The following is a 21,637-nucleotide window of genomic DNA, read 5'->3' on the forward strand; positions in this document are numbered from 1 at the left end:
GCCATCGGTCGGGGCGCGCATCGCAATAAGGACCCGAAGACCATGCCGGCAGATATTGTCATTCACAACGGCGCGCTGATCACCTTTGACCCGGATCAGCCCCAAGCCAGCGCTTTGGCCATCACCGGTAATAAGATCTCGGCGGTCGGATCGGATGCTCAGATCACGGTGCTGATCGGCCCAGACACCAAGGTGATCGATGCGCAGGGCGGCACGGTGCTGCCGGGCTTTATCGACAGCCACGTGCATCTCTTTGGCGGGTCCGTCGAACTGGATTATCTCAACCTCTATGGCCTCACCGGGCTGGAGGAGATGCGCCGCGCGATCCTGCCCTATGCCGAGGCAAACCCAGACGATAAAATGCTGTTCTGCGTCATGGCAGACTACGGCATTTTGGGCACCGGCAAGACCCTCACCCGGCATGACCTTGATGCCATCCTGCCCGACCGCCCGCTCGCCATGTTCGCCCCCGACCATCACACGGTCTGGGCCAACACCGCCGCGCTGAAGGCGGCAGGGCTCTTGCAAGGCGGCAAGGTCGACGCAGGCTCTGAAATCGTGATGGGGGAAGATGGGCTCGCCAATGGGGAGTTGCTTGAGCCCGGCGCCTATAGCCCGATCCTATCGCTCACCCGCTATGGCGGCCGCGATATGTTGGGCCTTACCGCCGGTCGCGACCCCGAGCCGCCCGCCACACCTGCGCAGCGCGCGATGGACAAGGACGTTATCGCACGCGGGCTGGCCCATTGCGCCGCGCAGGGCATCACCGGTCTGCATCTGATGGATGGCAACCGCTATCAGCTTGAGCTTCTGTCTGAGTTGGAGGCCGAGGGCCGCCTGCTCTGCCGCTGCCATGTGCCCTTTCACCTCAAAGGCACGGACACTGTCGCGCGTCTGACCCGCGAAGCCCCTGCCCTGCGCGATGACTTTGAAGGGGATAAGGTCCGCTGTAGTCACGTCAAAATGTTCATCGACGGGGTGATCGAAAGCGGGACCGCACTGATGCTGCAGCCCTATCCGGGGGAGATGGGCAAAGATGGCAATTGCGGCGATGAGGTTTTCACCCAAGAGCATTTCGTCGCCGCCTGTGTCGAAGCGGATCGTCTGGGGTTTCAGATCGCCGTTCATGCCATCGGAGACGCCGCCGTGCGCCGAACGATCGACGCCTATGAGGCCGCCCAAAAGGCGAATGGAAAACGCGACAGCCGCCACCGGATCGAACATATCGAAGTGATCCACCCGGATGACATTCCCCGGCTCGCCGATCTGGGCATCGTCGCCTCCCTCCAGCCCGGCCACGCGCCCCGGGGCCATGTCTTTCCGCCCACTGGCGTCGGGGACTATATCCGCCCCGAGCAGATCGAAGGGGCCTATGCGTGGCAAACCATTCGTGACACCGGGGCCCGGGTGATCTTCTCAACCGATTGGCCGGTCATCCCGGTGGATGTGATGTCCACGCTCAAGGCGGCCATCGCGCCGCTGGACCTCGGCGGCGATTGGCCGGATCAGACCCAGACCCTCCAAGATACCCTCGCAAGCTATACCCTCGACAACGCTTGGGCGGAGTTTGCCGAAGATACACGCGGACGGCTGAAAGAAGGCATGGACGCCGACATTGCCGTTCTGAGCCATGATCTGACCCGATGGCCCGCCGAGACGATTACCGACGTAGATGCGATCACCGCCATTATGGACGGTCAGATCACGTTTCAGCGCGGGCATTGATGTAAATCTTCGCGCATCCCTTCGCCCTCTGATCGCGCAGCCCGCGAACCGTTTTGCCTTGCCGGGGCTTGATTTACGCCCCGCCAGCAAGTGCTTTGCCGTTTCTATGCCAAATTTAACCAAATTTTCAGCATTCACATCCCAACCTTGATCAGGACATGGAAAAGGCAACTCAAGCCGCAGGCTCAATGGGCGCGGCATGCCGCATGCGCGAGGATGCCAGAATGGACAGCACGCAGAGGATACTGGTCACCGGCACGGGCGGTTTCATCGGCTTTCACCTTGCCCGCCTGCTGCTGGCCGAGGGCGCGCGGGTGCAGGGCTATGACGGGATGACCGACTACTACGACGTCACCTTGAAACAACGCCGCCACGCGATGCTGCTTCAGCATGAGCATTTCACGACCAAAGAGGCGCTGCTGGAAGACCGCGAGACCTTCGATGCGCTGGCCGATGACTTTCAGCCAGACATGATCGTCCACCTCGCGGCGCAAGCGGGCGTGCGCCACAGCATCGACCACCCCCGCGCCTTTCTCGAAGCCAATATCACCGGCACTTTTAACGTAATGGAAGCCGCGCGACGGCTGGAGGTCAAACATCTGCTCATGGCCTCATCCTCTTCGATCTACGGGGCCAATACCGATATGCCCTTTGGCGAAACCGGGGCCACCGACCGGCCCCTGTCGATCTACGCCGCCACGAAAAAGGCGAATGAGGGGATGGCCCATGCCTATGCCCATCTGTGGAACCTGCCGACGACGATGTTTCGCTTTTTCACCGTTTACGGGCCTTGGGGGCGCCCCGACCTAGCCTTGAGCAAATTCGTCGATGCGATCCTCGATGGGCGTCCGATCGATATCTACAATCACGGCGAGATGTACCGCGATTTCACCTGTGTCGATGATCTGGTGCGCGGCATCCGTCTGCTGATGGACTGCGTTCCGCCCCAACCGGGCAGCGCAGCGCCGCCGCCGGAATGGGATTCGCTCTCTCCTGCAGCGCCCTACCGGGTGGTGAATATCGGCAATTCAGAAAAGGTCCGCTTGCTTGATTTCGTCGAAGCGATCGAAGCCGCGCTCGGCAAGCGGGCGGTGCGCAACTATATGGGCATGCAGATGGGCGACGCCCCCGCCACATGGGCCGATGCAACGCTGCTACACCGGCTTACCGGCTATCGCCCGCAAACCAACATTCACGAAGGCATCGCGCGTTTCGTCGCCTGGTTTCGCGACTATCACGGCAAATAGCTGCGGGCCTCAATGCTGGTGCTGCTGACGCACGTAGTCCATCACCGCGCCTCTTACCGACATCTCACCCCGCTCGCGCGCCGCGTGGATAACCTCGCGCACGTCATCAAGGTTGCAGCGCCGCAGCAGGCTCTTGACCGGCCCGATTGAGGCCGGGCGCATCGACAGGGTCTTGAGCCCGATAGCCGCGAAACACAGCGCCTCGACCGGGCGGCCCGCATCCTCACCGCAGAAAGACAGTGCCGTATCGGTTTGCGCACAGCGCTCCACAATGCCCTCAAGGAAGGTCAGGAAAGAGACGTTCAGCGTGTCATACCGCCGCCGCACCCGCTCGTTCTCACGGTCAGCGGCGAAAAAGAACTGTTTCAGATCGTTGCCCCCGATCGACAGGAACTCAACCTCTTCAAAGAACTTCTTTGGCGCAAAGGCGAGGCTGGGCGTCTCAAGCATGGCGCCGACTTCCAGCTTTTCGGGCAACACATGGCCCAAGATACGCTCGCGCTCCATTGCCTTGTCGACCTCGGCGCGGGCGGCGCGGAATTCCTCGAACTGGGCGATAAAGGGAAACATCACCGCCAGCGGGCGGCCCGCAGCGGCGCGGATCAAGGCTTGCAACTGCATGCGCATGACACCGGGTTTGTCCAGGCCCACCCGGATCGCGCGCCAGCCCAAAGCCGGGTTCGGCTCATCATGAGGCTTCATATAGGGCAGTACCTTGTCCGAGCCGATGTCGAGCGTGCGAAACACCACCCGGCGGCCATGCGCGGCATCAAGCACGCGCGCGTAAAGCGCCGCAAGCTCGGTCCGGCGGGGCATCTGGTTGCGCACCAGAAACTGCAATTCGGTGCGGAACAGCCCCACGCCCTCGGCCCCCGACCCTTCGAGCGAGGGCAGATCGGCCATCAACCCCGCGTTCATCTGCAGACTGATGATCCGCCCGCATTTCGTCTCAGCCGGTTTATCGCGGATCGAGGCATAGCGCTCCTGCGCCGCCGCTTGCATCGCGATCTTGTCACGAAAGGCCGTGGCCACGGTATCATCGGGCCGCAGATGCACCACACCTTGTTCCCCATCCACCATGATGTGATCGCCATTCAGCGCATCATTGGTGATGCGGCTCGCGTGGACGATCAGTGGAATCGCCAGTGCCCGCGCCACAATAGCCGCGTGCGACCCGACAGAGCCGCCCTCCAACACGATGCCGCGCAGCGTCCGGCCATAGTCCAGCAATTCTGCCGGGCCGATGTTGCGCGCCACAAGGATCGGATCGACCGGCATCTCCGCCCCGGTATCACTGCCCTGCCCCGTCAGATTGCGCAGCAGACGGTTCGACAGATCATCCAAATCCGACAGACGTTCCCGCAGATAAAGGTCGTTGACCTGCCCCAGACGGGCGCGGGCCATGGATTGTTCTTTCTCGACCGCAGCCTCGGCGCTCAGCCCGCTTTGAATATCCTCCACCATGCGCCGCATCCAGCCTTTGGAATTGGCGAACATGCGGTAGGCTTCGAGCACCTGTTGCTGCTCTTTGTCGGCGGTAAGGCTTAACAATTGGTCAACGCTGACGCGCAATTGCTCGACCGCTTCGGTCAAACGCTCCGTCTCGCGCTCCGGGTCATCGGCGATGGGGTTGGATACCACCACCCGCGGCTCATGCAGCCAGACATGGCCCTCGGCCACGCCCTCTTGCCCTACGGTGCCGCGCAGCAGAACCGGCTGGCTGTGGCGCGCCGACATCGCCGCGCCCTCGCCGACAAAGGCACCAAGCTCGGCCATTTCGGCCAGCACCATGGCCACGACCTCAAGCGCGTAGACCTCATCTGCCGAGAATTCGCGTGCCTGTTTCGACTGCACCACCAAGACGCCCAGCGTCTCGCCCAGGCGTTGAATCGGCACGCCAAGGAACGAAGAATAAATCTCCTCCCCCGTCTCTGGCATGAAACGGAAACCGGCAGCCTGCGGCGCATCGGGCGTATTGATCACCGTGCGGCGTTTAGCCACGCGCCCCACCAGACCTTCACCCAGTTTCATACGGGTTTCATGCACCGCCGCCTCGTTCAGACCTTCGGTGGCACAAAGCTCAAGCGTGTCTTCGTCGCGAAACAGATAGATCGAGCAGACTTCGCAGCCCATGGAGTTGGCGATCAACTGGGTGATCTTATCGAGCCGCGCTTGCCCCGCCACATCACTGGCCATCGCATCACGCAGCCGCCCCAGCAGCTTGCGGCTTTCTGTTTCAACCCGTTCGGCCATATGATCTGGTCCCTGTCCCTCTGGAGCAGGGTTTAGCGCACTCGCGCAAGGATAGAAATGCTATTCGCGACATACCCTGCATCCTCTGCCAGCATATCGGCGGGATGCTGCAGTTTTACGCGAGGCGCGACCTCGCGTAAAACCCATTTGATCGCAGATGCTTAAGCGGCTTTATCAAGCTCGAAAGCATCATGAAGCGCCTGCACGGCCAGCTCCATATACTTGCGGTCAATCAACACGCTGATCTTGATCTCAGAGGTGGTGATAACCTTGATGTTGATCCCCTCATCCGAGAGGACTTTGAACATCTTAGCGGCCACGCCGGTGTGGCTGCGCATGCCGATGCCCACCACGGAAACCTTGGCCACACCCTTGTCGGCGATCAACTCTTGATAGTTGATGATGCCCTCTTCATGGGCTTTCTCCATGGCCTTTTCGGCGCGGATCACCTGATCGACGGGGCAAGACCACGTCATATCGGTGCGGCCTTCTTCGGCGATGTTTTGGACGATCATGTCGACGTTCACGCCACCTTCGCTGAGCGCGGTAAAGATCGTCGCCGCGATGCCGGGGCGGTCCGCCACGGACACCAAGGTCATCTTTGCCTCATCACGGGAAAACGCGACCCCGGCCACCACATTGCTTTCCATGATTTCCTCCTCATCGCAGACGAGCGTCCCGGCATCGTCAGATTGTTCTTCGAAACTGCTCAGCACGCGCAGTTTAACCTTGTAGCGCATCGCCAGCTCGACCGACCGGGTTTGCAAAACCTTCGCCCCGAGAGAGGCCAGTTCCAGCATCTCTTCAAAGGAAATCTTGTCAAGTTTGCGTGCTTTGGATTCGACCCGCGGGTCGGTCGTGTAAACGCCGTCCACGTCGGTATAGATATCGCAGCGCTCCGCACCGAAGGCCGCGGCAAAGGCCACGGCGGTCGTGTCCGACCCACCCCGGCCCAGCGTGGTGATCCGGCCCTGCGGGCTGATGCCCTGAAAGCCTGCGACCACGGCAACCTTCATGCCTTCGCCGAATTTGGCGGTGATGTTGTCTGTTGGAATTTCCTCAATCCGCGCGGCGGAATGGGCATCGGTGGTACGCACCGGCACCTGCCAACCCTGCCAAGACCGCGCGGGCACGTCCATTTCCTGCAAGGTCAGCGCCATCAGCCCGGCGGTGACATTCTCGCCACTCGACACGATCGCATCATATTCGCGCGCGTCATAAAGCGGCGAAGTCTCGTTGACAAAGCCCACCAGCTTGTTCGTCTCGCCCGACATGGCCGAAACGATGACGATCACGTCATAGCCTTTGGCCACCTCAACGCCGACGCGCTTTGCCGCGCGGCGGATACGGTCCAAAGTGGCGACCGAAGTCCCACCGAATTTCATAACCAGAACAGGCATATTGTCCCCCGCGCAACAGTCCAGCGCGGTCTAAGCCCACGGCACGGCAAGGGCAAGCCTATTTAACATGACGTTATGTCGAGTGCCCTAGAACGGATGCGCCCGGCCATCCCATGTCTCAAACGCGCCCGTCCGCGCCAGATCAAGCGCAGCGATCCGCTGGGCAAGACCTTGGGCAGACTCCGCCACGCTGATTTCGCCCTGATCACCACCCATATCAGTGCGCACCCAGCCGGGGTGGTAAATCCCCACCGCGATGCCCTCTGGCTTCAGGTCCACCGCCAAATTGCGCCCCAGATTGATCGCCGCCGCCTTGGAGGCGCGGTAGATATAGCTGCCCCCCGGTGCCCGCGTCTGCGACCCCATCTGCGAGGCGATAATCGCAATTTTCGCGCTCTTTGCCGCACGCAGGTTCGGCAGGAGCGATTGCACCGTCAGAAAAACCCCGGTCACATTGGTCGCGAAACTCTGCGCCCAGAGGTCGGGCCCAAAGCCCGCATCCAGATCATCGCCCTTATCCAGATAGACGCCTGCATTGCAGATCAGCAAGTCCAGCGGACGGTCCGCGAGGCTTGCGGCAAAAGCGGCGTGGCTTGTCGGGTCGGTCACATCCAACACGGCCTCCGCCCCCGCGCCGCGGGCGGTGCCGATCACCTCTTCGCCTGCATCTTTATACTGTGCGGCCAGCGTCGCGCCGATGCCGCGGCTCGCGCCTGTGATCACAATGGTCATGGAGGGTCCTTTATCAGAATCGGCCTTTACCAGAATGCGCCTTTGCGAGAATGCGCCTTCAGGAAAGTTGGCGTTTGGGTTTGAACGGCAGGGGCATCAGCGGGACGCCTTCTTCGATCAAGGCGCGGGCCTGATCCAGCCGCGCTTCGCCATAGATCGCGCGTTCGGGCGTGCGCCCCGCGTGCATGTCGCGCGCTTCCCGAACGAAATTCTTGCCGACATAGTCCGAGGTCGCCTCGACCTTGTTGCGCAGCGCGGTCAGCGCTTTTTCCACATCGCTCGCCGGATTGGACAGGACCGGCGCGGGTTTCTCGGCGGGCTGCGGTTTCTCGACCGCTTCGGGGGCGCACTCGCCCGAGGTGACCCGCGGGGCCATCAGCGATTTACGCACCTCGGCCGACCCACAGACGGCACAGCTCAGATGGCCGCCGCGGGCGAGGCTGTCAAAGGCTGCCGCCGATTGGAACCAACTGTCGAAGCCATGTCCGGCCTCGCATTTCAACGCATAACGGATCATTCACCCGGTCCTTGAACTCTCTGCTCTAAATGGGCTGCCGCAGGAACGAGGTCAAGACAGGCGGGATCGGCCCGCACGTGCCATTGTCGCGCAATCAGCCCGCCAGACCGCCGCTGCGCGGATCGAAATCGCGGATCAACCGCGCCAGATCGGGCGCATCCACCAGCCGCGCAGCTTTCCGGCGCGAGCACCACAGCCGCTTGCGCTGTCCCTTCTCGGGGAACTGTTTCGCCAATGTCTTGACCTTCACCGGGTAAAGCATTGCCAAACAGGGCACTGCCCCATCCTCCCCGGTTTTGGCATAGCTATAAACGCCCAGACATTGCCCGCGCACCTGCCCCACGACGCCGCCTTCCTCCCATGCCTCGACCAGAGCCGAAGCGGCGGGGGTTTTACCGTCCATCGGCCAGCCCTTGGGAATGATCCAACGCTTGCTGCCGCGCGAGGTAATCAGCAAGATCTGCAACTTGCCACGTTTACGACGCCAGCAAAGTGCTGAAAATTGAATGCGCAGATCGTCCTTTTGTCCGCCGTTCAGCGATATCGGTGCCTGTGTCGTCATCCGTCGCAGCCGCGCCCTCTGGCTGGTTGTTTTCGCCTTCACCCTAGCGCGGCAATCCTTGTCTGGCCATATGCACTTGCCCCCCTTCAATGCATCAAAGATACTACCAAAATGATAAGATTTTGCGCCCTTCTGACCCTGCTCTGCGGCCTTGCCCTCCCCCTTCGGGCCGAGGCTCCGCTGACCGTCTTTGCCGCCGCCAGCCTACGCGGCGCGCTGGAGGAGATCGCAGAAGCGTTCCCCGCGCCATTGGTCGTGGCCTACGGCGGTTCGGGCACGATGGCGCGTCAGGTCGCTGCCGGAGCACCTGCGGATGTCGTCCTTCTGGCGAACACAGATTGGATGGATTGGCTGTCAGATCAAGGGGTTAGCACCGCCGAGCAGGCCCAGATCGTCGCCCGCAACCACTTGGTGCTGATCGCCCCCCGTGGCACCGCCGCGCTGTCCCAGCCTGCCGACCTGCCCGCCCGGCTGGGCCGCATGGGGCGGCTCGCCATGGGCCAACGCGATGCGGTGCCCGCAGGCAGCTATGCCCGCGAATGGCTGACCCATGAGGGTCTATGGGAGAGCCTGCAAAGCCAATTGGCCGAGACCGACAATGTCCGCGCCGCACTGGCTTTGGTCGCGCGCGGTGATACGCCTTTTGGCGTGGTCTATGCCAGTGACGCCCATGCCGAGGAGGACGTGCAGATCGTCTATGAGGTGCCTGCCGATACCCATGCCCCCATCACCTATCCCGCCGCTGCCCTGACGCCGGAAGGCACCGCGCTGGTCGATTTCCTGATCACGCAAAAGGCGCAGACGATCCTTGAGGATCATGGTTTCCTTCGGGCCGATCATGGATCTTGACGCTGCCGCTTGGGCCGCGCTCTTGTTGTCGCTGCGGGTGGCGACTGTGGCGATGCTCTGCTCTCTGCCGCTGGCGCTTTGGGTTGCGTGGATCCTCGCCCGGAAGGAGTTTCGCGGCAAGGGCGTGTTGAGCGCGTTGGTCCATCTGCCACTGGTTCTGCCGCCAGTGGTGACGGGCTATCTGCTGCTGTTGAGCTTTGGCCGCAACGCCCCCATGGGTCGTCTGTTAGAGAGTTTCAGCATCGGCCTTGCCTTCCATTGGACCGGCGCAGTGCTGGCTGCTCTGATCATGAGCTTTCCGCTGATGGTCCGCGCCATGCGGCTGGCGATCGAAGCCGTTGACCCACGGATCGAGGCCGCCGCCGCCACGCTTGGCGCGCCGCGCATCAGCGTGTTCTGCCGCGTCACCCTTCCACTGATCTTTCCCGGCATCCTTGCCGGGGCGGTGATGGGCTTTGCCAAGGCGATGGGCGAATTCGGTGCCACGATCACCTTCGTTGCCAATATCCCCGGCCAGACCCAAACCCTGCCGAGCGCGATTTGGACGGCATTGCAGGTGCCGGGCGGTGAGAGCCGCGCGCTGACCATGGCGGCGCTGGCCGGGCTGGTGGCGCTGGCCGCCGTGCTGCTTTCCGAAGCTTTGGCCCGGCGGGTCGCCAGACGCATCGCGGGGGCGCGCTGATGCTGGAGGTCACGCTGCGGCATCGGTTCGACGGCTTCGATCTGGACCTGTCATTCACCACCGAAGGGGGCATCACCGCGCTTTTTGGCCGCTCTGGTGCGGGCAAGACGACCGTGATCAACGCGCTTGCCGGATTGCTGCGCCCTGATGTCGGCCGCGTGGTGTTGGAGGGTGAGGTGCTCTTGGATACGCAGCGCGGCATCTGGGTGCCGCCACATCGCCGCAGGCTGGGCTATGTCTTTCAGGATGCGCGGCTTTTTCCGCATCTTGATGTGCGCAAGAACCTGACCTTCGGCGCGCGCTATGCCCCGCGCGGCAGCCAAGGTGCGGACTTTGAGGATGTCGTGGCGCTTCTGGGGCTTGAACCCTTGCTCGTCCGTGCCCCGGCGACCCTGTCGGGCGGAGAAAAACAGCGTGTTGCCCTTGGTCGCGCCCTGCTTTGCCATCCGCGCCTGCTGCTGATGGACGAACCATTGGCGAGCCTCGATGGCCCGCGCAAGCAAGAGATTTTGCCCTATCTCGAACGCCTGCGCGACGGGGGATTGGGCCTGCCGATCCTCTACGTCAGCCACGCGGTGGATGAGATTGCCCGGCTCGCCGATCGGCTGGTCTTGTTGCAAAACGGGCGGCTAAAGGCGCAGGGCGCGCTGTTTGATGTCATGGCCGACCCCGCCGCCGTGCCCCTGCTGGGCGTGCGCGAAGCGGGTGCGGTGCTGGAGGCTGACGTCATCGCCCATGCAGAAGACGGGCTTTCGACCCTCGCCGTGCGAGCGGGGCAGCTGGAATTGCCGGGGGTGCAAGCGCCGATAGGCACGCGGGTGCGGCTGCGGGTCTTGGCGCAGGATGTGATCTTGTCGCGCCAGCGGCCCGAGGGGCTGTCTTCGGTTAACATTCTGCCCGTGCGGGTGGATGCCGTGCACCCCGGTGACGGGCCGGGCGCTGCCATTGCGCTGGACGCGGGCGGTGACCGCCTGCTTGCCCGCGTCACGGCGCGGGCAGTGCGCGATCTTGATCTGCGCGAGGGGATGGGGTGCTACGCCATCATCAAGGCCACCACCGTAGCGCCGGGCAGTATCGGGCGCTGATCAGATCTTGGGCGGCATCCGACCCATTTTCTGTCGCAGTCGGGCAACCAGATCCTCTTGCGGGATATCCGCCTCTATCGCCAGTCTGCGCAGGCCGAAATGCACATGGGCCATGTCTTGGTAATAGCTGGTATAGGCATAGTTTGTCGCCGCCCCGGCCACAGCGCCCAGCACCGGCACCGCCTGCGCGGCTAGCTTTTGCCCCATCACCAATGCCAGCCGTGGGGCCACGCGGGCGATCACCGCGTTCATCGCGCGGCCCGTCAGCGCCATGCGGACCGTCAGAAACCCCAGATCGGCACTATCGTCATCGGCCAACGGCCCTGCAGCGGTGAAGACATGGACGCAGTCGAACTGCACATTCTCAGCCGCCGGATCAAACCCATGTTCTGCCGCCACGCCTTGGATGACACGCAAAAGCAGCGTTGTGGTCACGGGCAGTTCGGCCAATGCAGTGGGCAGCCCCCCGGCCCCGCCAGCGGCCCCCATGGCGGTTGAGACCGCTTGGTTCAGCCAGCCCTGCTGGTCCTTCACATAGCTGCGGCTGGAATGGGCGGCCTGCATGGCATGGCCGAGCGCCTTCATCGTCGCCCCTTCGAGATTGCGGCGCACTGCACCCGGCAATCGGTCGATCAACCCATCCGCGCTGCCGCCGATGAGGTTCAGCACATGAATGCCCACGCCGCCCGCCTGTTTATAGCGGCGGGCGATTTCATCCAGCCGGGCGTCGACATCAATAGTGCTGAGCAGGTTGCTTTCGATCTGCATGGGCGTCCCTCTTTGAGCTTAGGCTCAATGTGGGTCGGGTCTGGGGTAAAATCAATCGTGCCAGCGGCGAACCTTGCCGGTGACCCCGGCCCAAGCCCCCTCGGCCAAGGCGCGGCCCAAGATGCGCGCGGGGTTCGTGGGCGGGGGCATCTCTACGTCTTGCAGCAGGGTAAAGCCGAAGCGGTTGTAATAAGGCGCGTCGCCCACCAGCATCACACGTTCCCACCCCAGCGGGGCCGCTTGCTCTAGTGAGGTTTCGATCAGCCCCGCGCCCAGCCCTTCGCCTTGCCTTGTCGGGTGCACAGCCACCGGGCCAAGCAACAGTGCGTTCGCCGCGCCGATGCGCACGGGCCAATAGCGGATCGCGCCCGCCAGAATGCCCGCACTGTCGCGCGCCACATGGCTCAGCCCCGCCACAGGCGGCACGCCGTCGCGTAGCCGGTAAGACGACAGCGCCTCGCGCCCCGGCGCGAAACAGGTGTCGTAAAGCGCTTCGACCTCCCAATGGTCGGCGGGCCCCTCCGGGGTCATCTTGTAGGGCGTCTGATGCAAGGCCGGAGGCTTTCAGGAGCAATTGCGGGTGGCGCTGGACGTAGCATGAGGCTAGCCATGGGTGCAAACCATCAAGGAGTGTTCATGTTCTATCGTCCCGAAGACGGCCATGGTCTGCCGCATAATCCGTTCAACGCCATCGTCAGCCCCCGCCCCATCGGCTGGATCTCCAGCCGTGACGGTCAGGGCCGCGACAACCTCGCGCCCTATTCTTTCTTTAACGCTGTGGCCTATGTGCCGCCGCAGGTGATGTTCGCCTCGACCAGCGCCAAGGAAGACGTGGACGGCACCAAGGATTCCGTGGCCAACATCCGCGAGACCGGGGTGTTTTGCGTAAACGTGGTGGAATATGCGGCGCGCGACGTGATGAACGTGACCTCGGCCACCCTGCCCCATGGCGAAGACGAATTCGCGCGCGCCGGGATCGACAAAGCCGAATGCGAACAGATCGCCTGCGCGCGGGTGGCCAATGCGCCTGCCAGCCTCGAATGCAAGCTGACGCAGATCGTGCAACTGCCGGGAGAGGCGAACTTCGCGGTTTTCGGTGAGGTCGTGGGCGTGCATATGCGCGATGATTGTGTGGTGGACGGACGGTTTGACGTGACGCAGTTCCAGCCGCTGTCGCGTCTGGGCTATCGCGATTACACGGTGGTGCGGGATGTGTTCGAGTTGAAGCGGCCGGATGATTGAAGGCTGAGGGCTGCCGTCGAGATGCAAGGGTCATCGCCTGCCCGCGGGTCGGCGATGAGACAAGGCCAACTGCCACTTTATGGTTCAGTCGTGATGTGCGTTCTCTATGTCGCGCCTAGCCTCGCCGGATCGCCTACCCGGTCGCACCGGAGGTGCGCTCAGAATGATACGGCACGCCTTTGGCGTGACGGGCGGGCAGGCGATGGCCCGGCGCCTTCGGCTTGTTTCCGGGCCGGTGGTAACCTCGAACAAAAAACAAAACCCGGCACCTCTTGGCGCCGGGTTTTCCATTCAGTGCCCGCCCAGAACCCCGGTGCGCACGTCGTAATCAACCGCCAGTTCATAATCAGGGTCGTCATCGCTATCGACCATCAGATGCCCCGCCTTGGTCAGCAACCGGTGACAATCGCGGCTCAGGTGACGCAACTGCAGACGCTTGCCCGCCGCCTCGTATTTCGCAGCCATCGCCTCAATCGCCTGTAGCGCGGATTGATCCACCACCCGGCTGTCGGCGAAATCGACGATCACGACCTCGGGGTCGTTTTCCACATCGAAAAGCTCGGCAAAACCATCGGAGGAGCCGAAGAACAGTGGCCCGTGGATCTCATAGACCTTGGCCCCTTCCTCGCGCACCGACTGACGGGTGCTTGCATGGATGCGCCGTGCGTTGTTCCAGGCATAGGCCAGCGCCGAGACGATCACACCGACGACCACCGCCACGGCGAGGTCTTCCATCACGGTCACCACCGTCACCAGAATGATGACGAAGGCATCGATCAGCGGCACTTTCCGCAGGATGGTGAGCGAGTTCCAAGCGAAGGTGCCGATCACCACCATGAACATCACGCCAACGAGGGCGGCAAGCGGGATAAGTTCAATCACCGAGGAACCAACGAGGATGAAAAGCAGCAAGAACACTGCCGCCGCGATCCCGGCAACACGGGTGCGACCACCGGATTTCACGTTGATCATCGACTGACCGATCATCGCGCAGCCGCCCATGCCACCGAAGAAACCGGTGACCGTGTTGGCCACACCTTGGGCAATACACTCTTGGCTGGCGCCGCCGCGCTTGCCGGTAAGATCACCCACAAGGTTCAGTGTCAGCAAGCTTTCGATCAGGCCAATGGCGGCGAGGATCACGGCATAGGGCAAGATGATCTCAAAGGTTTCCCAAGTGAGCGGCACCATGGGGATATGCAGGCTCGGCAGTCCGCCTTGGATCGAAGCCAGATCGCCCACCCGCGGCACGTCGAGGCCGAAACCGATCACCAGAGCGGCAATCACCCCGATGCCCGCAAGCGGCGCGGGGATCAGTTTGGTGATGCGCGGGGTGATCCAGATGATCGCCATGGTTGCCGCCACCAGCGCCAGCATCAGGTAGAGCGGCTGGCCCGAAAGCCATTCGCCACCGCCCATGCCGTGGCCGGTATCGACCATGGTGCCGGGCACTTTGAACTGGCTCATCTGGGCAAGGAAAATCACGATGGCAAGGCCGTTGACGAAGCCCAACATCACCGGATGCGGCACCAGCCGGATGAACTTGCCCCACTGCATGACCCCTGCGAAGATCTGCAAAAGCCCCATCAGCACCACGGTGGCAAAGAGGTATTCAACCCCATGCTGCGCCACCAAGGCCACCATGACCACCGCCAGCGCGCCTGTGGCGCCCGAGATCATACCCGGCCGACCACCGATCAGCGCGGTGATGAGACCAACGAGGAAGGCGGCATAAAGCCCGACCAGAGGGTGTACCCCGGCGACAAAAGCAAAAGCCACCGCTTCGGGCACCAAGGCCAGCGCCACGGTCAGCCCCGACAGCAATTCGATGCGCAGCCGCCCGATGGAGAAACCGTCATCCGGCATCCAACGCAGATCGGTCACATCAAGGTTCTTGGCAAAATTGTGCAGCGTGGCGCGCATGGGGGCGTCCTTTGACTTTCGGAAAACGGATATAGCGCCCTGACCGCGGATGCGGGGCGCTTTTGGCTGCATCTAGAGGAATTTCGCCGCAAAGAAAAGCGTATTGCCTCCCCTCGGGCAGAGTTTGCTGCAATGCAGAAACACTTTGGCGGACCGAGTAAGCGGCGCAGGACCGGTACCTCCTGACGCAGACGTGTCGCGTCTCTTGGCAAAAACACTTGATCCCCGTGGCATTCTATGAGGTTCTTTGGGCCTTACCGGCAACCATCCAAGGCACAGGCTCCCTCCATGACAGATACGAAAATCGCCGTGATCGGCGGCTCCGGCATTTACGACATCGACGGGCTTCAGGATGCCGATTGGGTCACGGTTGAGACTCCTTGGGGCGCGCCGTCGGATCAGGTGCTGACCGGAACGCTGAACGGGGTCGCCATGGTCTTTCTGCCGCGCCATGGCCGGGGGCATGTGCATACGCCGACCTCTGTCCCCTACCGCGCGAATATCGACGCGCTCAAGCGATTGGGCTGTACGGATGTGATCAGCGTTTCCGCCTGCGGGTCGTTCCGCGAGGAGATGGCACCGGGGGATTTCGTGGTCGTCGATCAGTTCATCGACCGCACCATGGCCCGCGAGAAAAGCTTTTTCGGCCCCGGCTGCGTGGCCCATGTCTCTGTCGCCCATCCCACCTGCCCGCGGTTAAGCGACGCCTGCGAGACCGCCGCGCGGGACGCGGGCATTAACGTGCACCGTGGCGGCACCTATCTGGCAATGGAGGGGCCGCAGTTCTCGACATTGGCGGAATCGAAAATGTACCGCGAAAGCTGGGGCGCGGATGTGATCGGCATGACCAATATGCCCGAGGCGAAATTGGCCCGCGAGGCAGAGCTTTGCTATGCCTCTGTCGCAATGATCACCGACTATGACAGCTGGCATCCGGATCACGGTGAGGTGGATGTAACGCAGATCATCGCCACCTTGATGGGCAATGCCGACAAGGGCCGCGCCATGGTCTCGCGCCTGCCCGCGCTTTTGGGTGCCGAGCGCGCGCCCTGCCCGCATGGCTGTGACCGGGCGCTGGAGTTTGCGATCCTGACCCAGCCGGATGCGCGCGATCCTGAGTTGCTGGCCAAGCTGGATGCGGTGGCGGGGCGGATGCTTTGACCGCGGGCGGAGGCCCTGCTTGGCTGAGTGCGGACGGTATTTAAGAAAGGATGAAGGGAGGGGGGTTGGCGCCCCTTTCTGGATGTTGTGCGGCGGGCGCAGATGGGGGGTTCGCCCGGGCGGCGCGTTGCGCTAAGACGGGTCCGGTCAAACACGCGGAAGGGCGGCATGAAACAGGTTCAGGATTATATTCGCACGATCGTAGATTTCCCCCATGAGGGAATCATGTTTCGTGACGTGACAACGCTTTTTGCCGATCCGCGCGGGTTTCGCATGGCGATCGACCAGATGCTGCATCCCTATGCGGGGATCAACATCGACAAGGTGGTCGGGTTGGAAGCGCGCGGTTTCATCCTTGGCGGGGCGATTGCGCATCAATTGAGCGTGGGTTTTGTGCCGATCCGCAAGAAGGGCAAGCTGCCCGGCACGGTGATCAGTCAAGAATATAAGCTTGAATATGGCGAGGCCATTGTTGAGCTGCATGACGATGCGATCAAGCCGGGCGAGAAGGTTTTGGTTGTGGACGATCTGCTGGCCACGGGTGGTACGGCGGAGGCCGGGATCAAACTGATTGAGCGTTTGGGGGGTGAGATCGTCTCTTGCGCCTTTATCATTGATCTGCCCGAATTGGGCGGGCGCAAGCGTTTGGAAGCGCTTGGCAAAGAGGTCCATGCGCTTTGCGCTTTCGACGGGCTTTAACCGCGTAGGACGGCACCGGGGTTCATGATGCCCTTGGGGTCGAGGGCCGTTTTGATCGCCCGCATGGCGGCGAGCTTGGCGGGGTCGCCGTAGCGTTCGAGGTCATCGACCTTGACGCGGCCCACGCCATGTTCCGCGCTGAATGACCCGCCGAGTTCATGGACGAGATCGTGGACCAGACCTTTCACATCATCGCGTTGATCTTCGTAATCGGCGCGGGTTTTGCCCTTTGCGGGGAAGACGTTGTAATGCAGGTTGCCGTCTCCGACATGGCCGAAGCAGTTGATGCGGAAATCGCCGAGGGCGTTCAGCGCTTTGGTGGCGCGGGTGATGAATTCGGGGATTGCGCCGAGCGGTACCGAGATGTCGTGGCTGGAGACCGAGCCGATCAGGCGGTTGGCCTCTGGGATGGTTTCGCGGATCGTCCAGAAATCTTGGGCCTGCTGGGCGTTTTGGGCGATGACACCGTCCGAGACGAGCCCTGCGTCGAGGGCGGCGGCGAAGAGTGTCTCTAGCGCGGCGTGGGTATCGATCTCTCCGGGGGTGCCGATGTCGATCAAGACGCTCCATTGCGGGGTTTCGGCGAAGGGTTGGCGGATGTTGGGCAGGGTTTCGTTAAGGAAATCGAAACTTCTGCGGTGCATCAGTTCGAAAGCGCTGATCATTTCGCCCAAGTGGTCCCGCGCGAGGGAGAGAAGCGTCAGCGCCGCCGCTGGGCTTTCGACGACCATCAACGCGGTGCCACTGCGGGCCGGGCGCGCGTAGAGTTTGAGGGCGGCGGCGGTGATCACGCCGAGCGTGCCTTCGGCGCCGATCAGCAGGTTGCGCAGGTCGTAGCCGGTGTTGTTTTTGCGTAGGCGCGTGAGGCCGTGCCAAATCTGGCCGTCGGGCAGGACGGCTTCGAGACCGAGGCAAAGGTCGCGGGCATTGCCGTAGCGCAGCACGCCGGTGCCGCCTGCGTTGGTCGAGAGTGTGCCGCCGATGCGCGCCGTCCCTTCGGCGGCGAGGGACAAGGGGTAGAGGCGGTTTGCTTCTTCGGCGGCGGTTTGGACATCGGCGAGGATGACGCCCGCTTCGGCGACCAGCACATTCTCTTCGGGCAGGACGGCTCGTATGCGGTTCATGCGTTCGAGGGAGAGGATCAGGGGTGCTGGGCCATCGCCGCTGATCTGGCCGCCGACAAGGCCGGTACCGCCACCATAGGGCACCACCGGCACGCGGGCGGCATGGGCGGCGCGGATCAGGGTGGCGACCTCTTCGGTGCTGCGCGGCAGGGCCAGCACACCGCCCTGCCCGGCGTAGCGGCCTCGGGGTTCTTCGAGGTAGCGCTGTTCGGGCTTGCGCAGCACGTCGTCGGGCAGTTGTGCGCGCAGGGTATCGGTGAAGGCTGTGTCGGCGGGGTTCAGTGTCATGGTCCTTTGATCCTGCGCAGGGCGGGAGGATGCAAGGGCAAAGCGTATGAACAGTCGGTGCGGATGCTTGATGGGGATGGGGGAGTGTTCCCCCTGTGTGAACCCTGCGGGACCCGGGGGACGTTTCGGACAGCGCCCGGAGACCTAGCCGACATCCGTGCGGCCGCGCCGATCTTTACGGAGGGAGGCATAGAGCACATGGGTCCGCCAGCGGCCATCGATTTGCAAATAGCTTTGCGCGACGCCCTCATATTTAAAGCCCGCCTTTTCGAGCAGGCCGCGGGAGGCTTGGTTTTCCGGCAGGCAGGCGGCCTCGATGCGGGACAGATCTAGCCGGGTGAAGGCCTGATGCACCGTCGCCTCTATCGCCTCGCGCATGTAGCCTTGGCGGGCGAAGGGTTCGCCCGTCCAATAGCCGAGCGTGCCGGATTGCGCGGGGCCGCGGCGGATGTTGTCGAGCGTGATGGCGCCGACGAGGTTTTGATCGCTGCGGCGGATCAGGAAGAGTGGCATGGCGTTGCCCGAAGACACCGAGCGCTGCGCCCAGTAGACGCGGTTGGTGAAAGCCTTGCGGGTGAGGTGATCCTCGGCCCATGTCGGCTCCCACGGGCGCAGGTAGTCGTTGCTGGCGCGGCGCAGGGCGGACCAGGCGCGGAAATCGGCATGGATCGGCGGACGCAGGGTCAGCCGTTCCGTTTCGATCCGCAGTTTGCGTCGCCCCAGCAGCATCAGGCGGCGCGTCTGCTGTGAAGCTCGTCGAGCGTTGGTGCGCTGTCGACCGGGCCGTAGAGGGCCAACGCCGCCGGAGCTTGGGTCGCCATGCGCTCGGCGAAATCGCGCACATCGCCGGTGGTGACGGCGTCGATCTGGGCCACGGTCTCTTCGAGGGGCGGAACGCGGTCCCAGATTTGGATGAGGCGGGCCAGACGTTCGGCGCGGTTCGAGGGGCTTTCCAGCCCCATGAGCAGTCCGGCTTTCATCTGGGCGCGGGCGCGGGCGACTTCGGCGGGGGACATGTCAGAGGCCGCGCGCTTCATCTCGTCAATGGTGATGTTTGCCAGTTCGGGCAATTGCTCGGCGCTGGTGCCGGCGTAAATCGTGGTCATCCCGGTGTCGGCATAGGCGCCTGCTTGGGCAAAGATCGTGTAGCAGAGGCCGCGGTTTTCGCGGATCTCTTGAAACAGGCGCGAAGACATGCCGCCGCCCAAGGCAGAGGCGTAGATTTGGGCGATGTAGATGTCATCCGAGCGGTAGCCGGGGCTTTCAAAGCCGAGGGCGAAATGGGCCTGCTCAAGCTGCTTGACCTGCCGGAACTCGCCCCCGCCGAAACGGGCGCTGTCGATCTGGTAGAGCTTTTTCGAGGGCATGTCGCCAAAGAGGCTTTCGGCCAGTTTTACGATCTTGTCGTGGTCCACGGCACCGGCAGCCGAGAGGATCATCTGCTCGGGGCCGTAGTGGTCCGCGATGAAGCGTTGCAGATCGTCGCGCGAGAAGGCCGAGACTCGTTCGGACGGGCCGAGGATGGTGCGGCCGATGGGTTGATCTGGATAGGCCTGCTCTTGGAGCCAGTCGAAGATCACATCGTCGGGCGTGTCGAGGGCTTGGCCGATCTCTTGCAGGATCACGCCGCGTTCGACTTCAACCTCAGAAGGGTCCAGCACCGGGTTGCGCAGGATATCGGCGATCACGTCGAGGCCGAGCGCCACGTCGTTTTCCAGCACTCGGGCGTAATAGGCGGTGACTTCGCGCGAGGTATAGGCGTTGATATAGCCGCCCACGTCTTCGATCGCTTCGGCGATTTGCAGCGACGAACGGGTGGCGGTGCCCTTGAAGGCCATGTGTTCAAGGAAATGCGCGATGCCGTTTTGTTGAGGCGTTTCGTGTCGTGCGCCTGCGTTCACCCAGACGCCGATGGCGGAGGAGGCGAGCCCCTCCATATGTTCGGTGACGATCCGGAAGCCGTTGGGCAATGTGGTCTGTTGGAGGCTCACGCGGGGAGGTTTCCTTTGATATGCGCTTTCAGCGCGTCGAGGTCATTGGGCAGCCGGGTGAAACGTTCTTCCCGGTCGAAAAGGTCCGCCATGCGCGGCGGCAGGGGCGGGCGAATGCCGGTGGCGGCTTCCACCGCGTCGGGGAATTTGGCCGGATGCGCGGTGGCCAGCGTGACCATCGGGGTGGCCGGATCGCGCAGCTCATCTGCGACTTTCACGCCAACGGCGGAATGTGGGCAGAGCAGCTCGCCCGTGGTGCGGCGGCGGTCGGTGATGGTGGCACTGGTTTCTTCTTCCGAGGCGCGGCCCGAGCGGTAGGTGTCTTGCAGCGCCTGCATGGCGCCTTGGGAGACATCGAAACCGCCCTGCCCCAATTCGTCCATCAGTTGCGCCACGGCACCGGCGTCGCGGTCGTATGCATCAAAAAGGGCGCGTTCGAAATTGGACGAGACCTGGATGTCCATCGAGGGGCTGATTGACGGGGTTACGCCGCCTTTGTGGTAGCCTTGGCCTGAGAGACAGCGGTGCAGGATGTCGTTTTGGTTGGTGGCGACGACCAGATCGGCAATGGGCAGGCCCATGCGTTTGGCGATGTAGCCAGCAAAGATGTCACCGAAGTTGCCGGTGGGCACGGTGAAGCTGATTTCGCGGCCCGGTGCGCCGAGGCTGGTAGCGGCTGTGAAGTAGTAAACCACCTGCGCCAGCACCCTGCCCCAGTTGATCGAGTTCACCCCTGCCAGCCGCACGGAATCGCGGAAGTCAAAATCGTTGAACATGTCTTTCAGGCGCGCTTGGCAGTCGTCGAAATCGCCATCGATGGCCAGCGCGTGGACGTTGGACTCCGCTGGCGTGGTCATCTGGCGGCGCTGCACGTCAGACACCCGACCATGCGGGTAGAGGATGAAAACATCGACGTTATCAAGCCCCTTGAAGGCTTCGATCGCGGCCGAGCCGGTGTCGCCCGAGGTCGCGCCGACGATGGTCACCCGCTCGCCCTTGCGACCCAGAGCGGCCTGAAACATCTGGCCGATCAACTGCATGGCGAAGTCTTTGAACGCCAATGTCGGGCCGTGGAAGAGTTCCAGCAGGAAGTGGTTCGGAGCCAGTTGCACCAGGGGTGCGCGGGCGGTGTGGCCGAAACCCTCGTAGGCGCGGGCGATGATGGCGCGGAATTCGTCGTCGGTAAACGTGTCGCCGATGAAGGGGCGCATAACCGTAAAGGCGACCTCTTCGTAGCTTTGGCCCTGCATGGCGTTGATTTGCTCAGGCGTAAGCGTCGGGATGGTTTCGGGCACATAGAGCCCGCCGTCACGGGCAAGGCCGGTCAGCATCGCTTCTTCGAAGGACAGGACAGGGGCGGTGCCACGGGTAGAGATATAGCGCATAGGG

General features: G+C 62.9%; 20 protein-coding genes. 8 read left to right on the top strand and 12 right to left on the bottom strand.

Features of this window, described 5'->3' with window-relative positions:
• Positions 1 to 42: 42 nt before the first annotated feature.
• Together B5M07_RS12890 and B5M07_RS12895 are read left to right on the top strand one after the other, a co-directional pair.
• Positions 43 to 1,725 carry an amidohydrolase gene (locus tag B5M07_RS12890; RefSeq protein WP_120351613.1) on the top strand — a complete coding sequence of 561 codons (1,683 nt, stop codon included), beginning with the start codon at positions 43 to 45 and terminating at the stop codon, positions 1,723 to 1,725.
• A 224-nt stretch (positions 1,726 to 1,949) separates the two neighbouring features.
• Positions 1,950 to 2,972, top strand: coding sequence for an NAD-dependent epimerase/dehydratase family protein (locus tag B5M07_RS12895; RefSeq protein WP_120352262.1), 1,023 nt, complete (start codon positions 1,950 to 1,952; stop codon positions 2,970 to 2,972).
• A 9-nt stretch (positions 2,973 to 2,981) separates the two neighbouring features.
• Here the strand turns inward: B5M07_RS12895 and ptsP are convergent, their stop codons facing one another.
• The 5 genes from ptsP to B5M07_RS12920 form a co-directional block, all read right to left on the bottom strand.
• A complete protein-coding gene (ptsP, locus tag B5M07_RS12900; RefSeq protein ID WP_120351614.1) occupies positions 2,982 to 5,225 on the bottom strand; it encodes a phosphoenolpyruvate--protein phosphotransferase in 2,244 nt (747 codons plus the stop codon).
• A gap of 161 nt (positions 5,226 to 5,386) precedes the next feature.
• Positions 5,387 to 6,625: an aspartate kinase gene (locus B5M07_RS12905; protein WP_120351615.1), complete on the bottom strand. Its 1,239-nt coding sequence runs from the start codon at positions 6,623 to 6,625 to the stop codon at positions 5,387 to 5,389.
• Positions 6,626 to 6,712: 87 nt separating this feature from the next.
• Positions 6,713 to 7,357, bottom strand: coding sequence for an SDR family NAD(P)-dependent oxidoreductase (locus B5M07_RS12910; RefSeq protein ID WP_120351616.1), 645 nt, complete (start codon positions 7,355 to 7,357; stop codon positions 6,713 to 6,715).
• 58 nt (positions 7,358 to 7,415) lie between these two features.
• The gene (locus tag B5M07_RS12915) at positions 7,416 to 7,874 is read right to left on the bottom strand and encodes a DUF1178 family protein (RefSeq protein WP_120351617.1); all 459 of its coding nucleotides are present in this window, start codon (positions 7,872 to 7,874) and stop codon (positions 7,416 to 7,418) included.
• Positions 7,875 to 7,968: 94 nt separating this feature from the next.
• Positions 7,969 to 8,436 (bottom strand): NUDIX hydrolase, encoded by a 468-nt coding sequence (locus B5M07_RS12920; RefSeq protein WP_120351618.1) that lies wholly within the window; start codon positions 8,434 to 8,436, stop codon positions 7,969 to 7,971.
• A 111-nt stretch (positions 8,437 to 8,547) separates the two neighbouring features.
• On the opposite strand from B5M07_RS12920, the gene modA reads away from it, so the two are divergent.
• Genes modA through modC form a run of 3 tightly spaced genes read left to right on the top strand, consistent with a single transcriptional unit; the run spans position 8,548 to position 11,052 of the window.
• Entirely contained in the window at positions 8,548 to 9,285 is a 738-nt protein-coding gene (gene modA, locus B5M07_RS12925) for a molybdate ABC transporter substrate-binding protein (protein ID WP_120351619.1), read from the top strand.
• The gene (gene modB / locus B5M07_RS12930; RefSeq protein ID WP_120352263.1) at positions 9,275 to 9,967 is read left to right on the top strand and encodes a molybdate ABC transporter permease subunit; all 693 of its coding nucleotides are present in this window, start codon (positions 9,275 to 9,277) and stop codon (positions 9,965 to 9,967) included. Before modA ends, modB begins: the two co-directional genes overlap by 11 nt.
• Positions 9,967 to 11,052, top strand: coding sequence for a molybdenum ABC transporter ATP-binding protein (gene modC, locus B5M07_RS12935; protein WP_441351392.1), 1,086 nt, complete (start codon positions 9,967 to 9,969; stop codon positions 11,050 to 11,052). Before modB ends, modC begins: the two co-directional genes overlap by 1 nt.
• On the opposite strand, the gene B5M07_RS12940 is transcribed toward modC, so the two are convergent.
• Positions 11,053 to 11,820 carry an EcsC family protein gene (locus B5M07_RS12940; protein WP_120351621.1) on the bottom strand — a complete coding sequence of 256 codons (768 nt, stop codon included), beginning with the start codon at positions 11,818 to 11,820 and terminating at the stop codon, positions 11,053 to 11,055.
• A gap of 51 nt (positions 11,821 to 11,871) precedes the next feature.
• The gene (locus B5M07_RS12945; RefSeq protein WP_120352264.1) at positions 11,872 to 12,351 is read right to left on the bottom strand and encodes a GNAT family N-acetyltransferase; all 480 of its coding nucleotides are present in this window, start codon (positions 12,349 to 12,351) and stop codon (positions 11,872 to 11,874) included.
• Between the two features lie 105 nt (positions 12,352 to 12,456).
• Here B5M07_RS12945 and B5M07_RS12950 point away from each other — a divergent pair, with 105 nt between their 5' ends.
• Positions 12,457 to 13,062, top strand: a complete 606-nt coding sequence (locus B5M07_RS12950) for a flavin reductase family protein (RefSeq protein ID WP_120351622.1) — start codon at positions 12,457 to 12,459, stop codon at positions 13,060 to 13,062.
• A 291-nt stretch (positions 13,063 to 13,353) separates the two neighbouring features.
• On the opposite strand, the gene B5M07_RS12955 is transcribed toward B5M07_RS12950, so the two are convergent.
• Complete coding sequence (locus B5M07_RS12955; protein ID WP_120351623.1) at positions 13,354 to 14,985, bottom strand: SulP family inorganic anion transporter; 1,632 nt, start codon at positions 14,983 to 14,985, stop codon at positions 13,354 to 13,356.
• A gap of 288 nt (positions 14,986 to 15,273) precedes the next feature.
• Between B5M07_RS12955 and B5M07_RS12960 the strand changes: the two genes are divergently transcribed.
• Entirely contained in the window at positions 15,274 to 16,146 is an 873-nt protein-coding gene (locus tag B5M07_RS12960) for an S-methyl-5'-thioadenosine phosphorylase (RefSeq protein ID WP_120351624.1), read from the top strand.
• A gap of 168 nt (positions 16,147 to 16,314) precedes the next feature.
• Positions 16,315 to 16,845 carry an adenine phosphoribosyltransferase gene (locus B5M07_RS12965; protein ID WP_067939895.1) on the top strand — a complete coding sequence of 177 codons (531 nt, stop codon included), beginning with the start codon at positions 16,315 to 16,317 and terminating at the stop codon, positions 16,843 to 16,845.
• Here B5M07_RS12965 and B5M07_RS12970 read toward each other — a convergent pair.
• From B5M07_RS12970 to thrC, 4 genes are all read right to left on the bottom strand, one after another.
• Complete coding sequence (locus B5M07_RS12970; protein ID WP_120351625.1) at positions 16,842 to 18,257, bottom strand: FAD-binding oxidoreductase; 1,416 nt, start codon at positions 18,255 to 18,257, stop codon at positions 16,842 to 16,844. The genes B5M07_RS12965 and B5M07_RS12970 overlap by 4 nt on opposite strands.
• A gap of 144 nt (positions 18,258 to 18,401) precedes the next feature.
• A complete protein-coding gene (locus tag B5M07_RS12975) occupies positions 18,402 to 18,986 on the bottom strand; it encodes a GNAT family N-acetyltransferase (RefSeq protein ID WP_067621886.1) in 585 nt (194 codons plus the stop codon).
• Positions 18,986 to 20,248 carry a M16 family metallopeptidase gene (locus B5M07_RS12980; protein WP_120351626.1) on the bottom strand — a complete coding sequence of 421 codons (1,263 nt, stop codon included), beginning with the start codon at positions 20,246 to 20,248 and terminating at the stop codon, positions 18,986 to 18,988. The genes B5M07_RS12975 and B5M07_RS12980 overlap by 1 nt, the downstream gene beginning before the upstream one ends.
• Entirely contained in the window at positions 20,245 to 21,633 is a 1,389-nt protein-coding gene (gene thrC / locus B5M07_RS12985; RefSeq protein ID WP_120351627.1) for a threonine synthase, read from the bottom strand. The genes B5M07_RS12980 and thrC overlap by 4 nt, the downstream gene beginning before the upstream one ends.
• Between the last annotated feature and the right edge of the window lie 4 nt (positions 21,634 to 21,637).

Origin of the sequence: Sulfitobacter sp. D7 (genome assembly GCF_003611275.1) — a bacterium.
In the GTDB taxonomy this organism is placed as follows: Bacteria; Pseudomonadota; Alphaproteobacteria; order Rhodobacterales; family Rhodobacteraceae; genus Sulfitobacter; species Sulfitobacter profundi.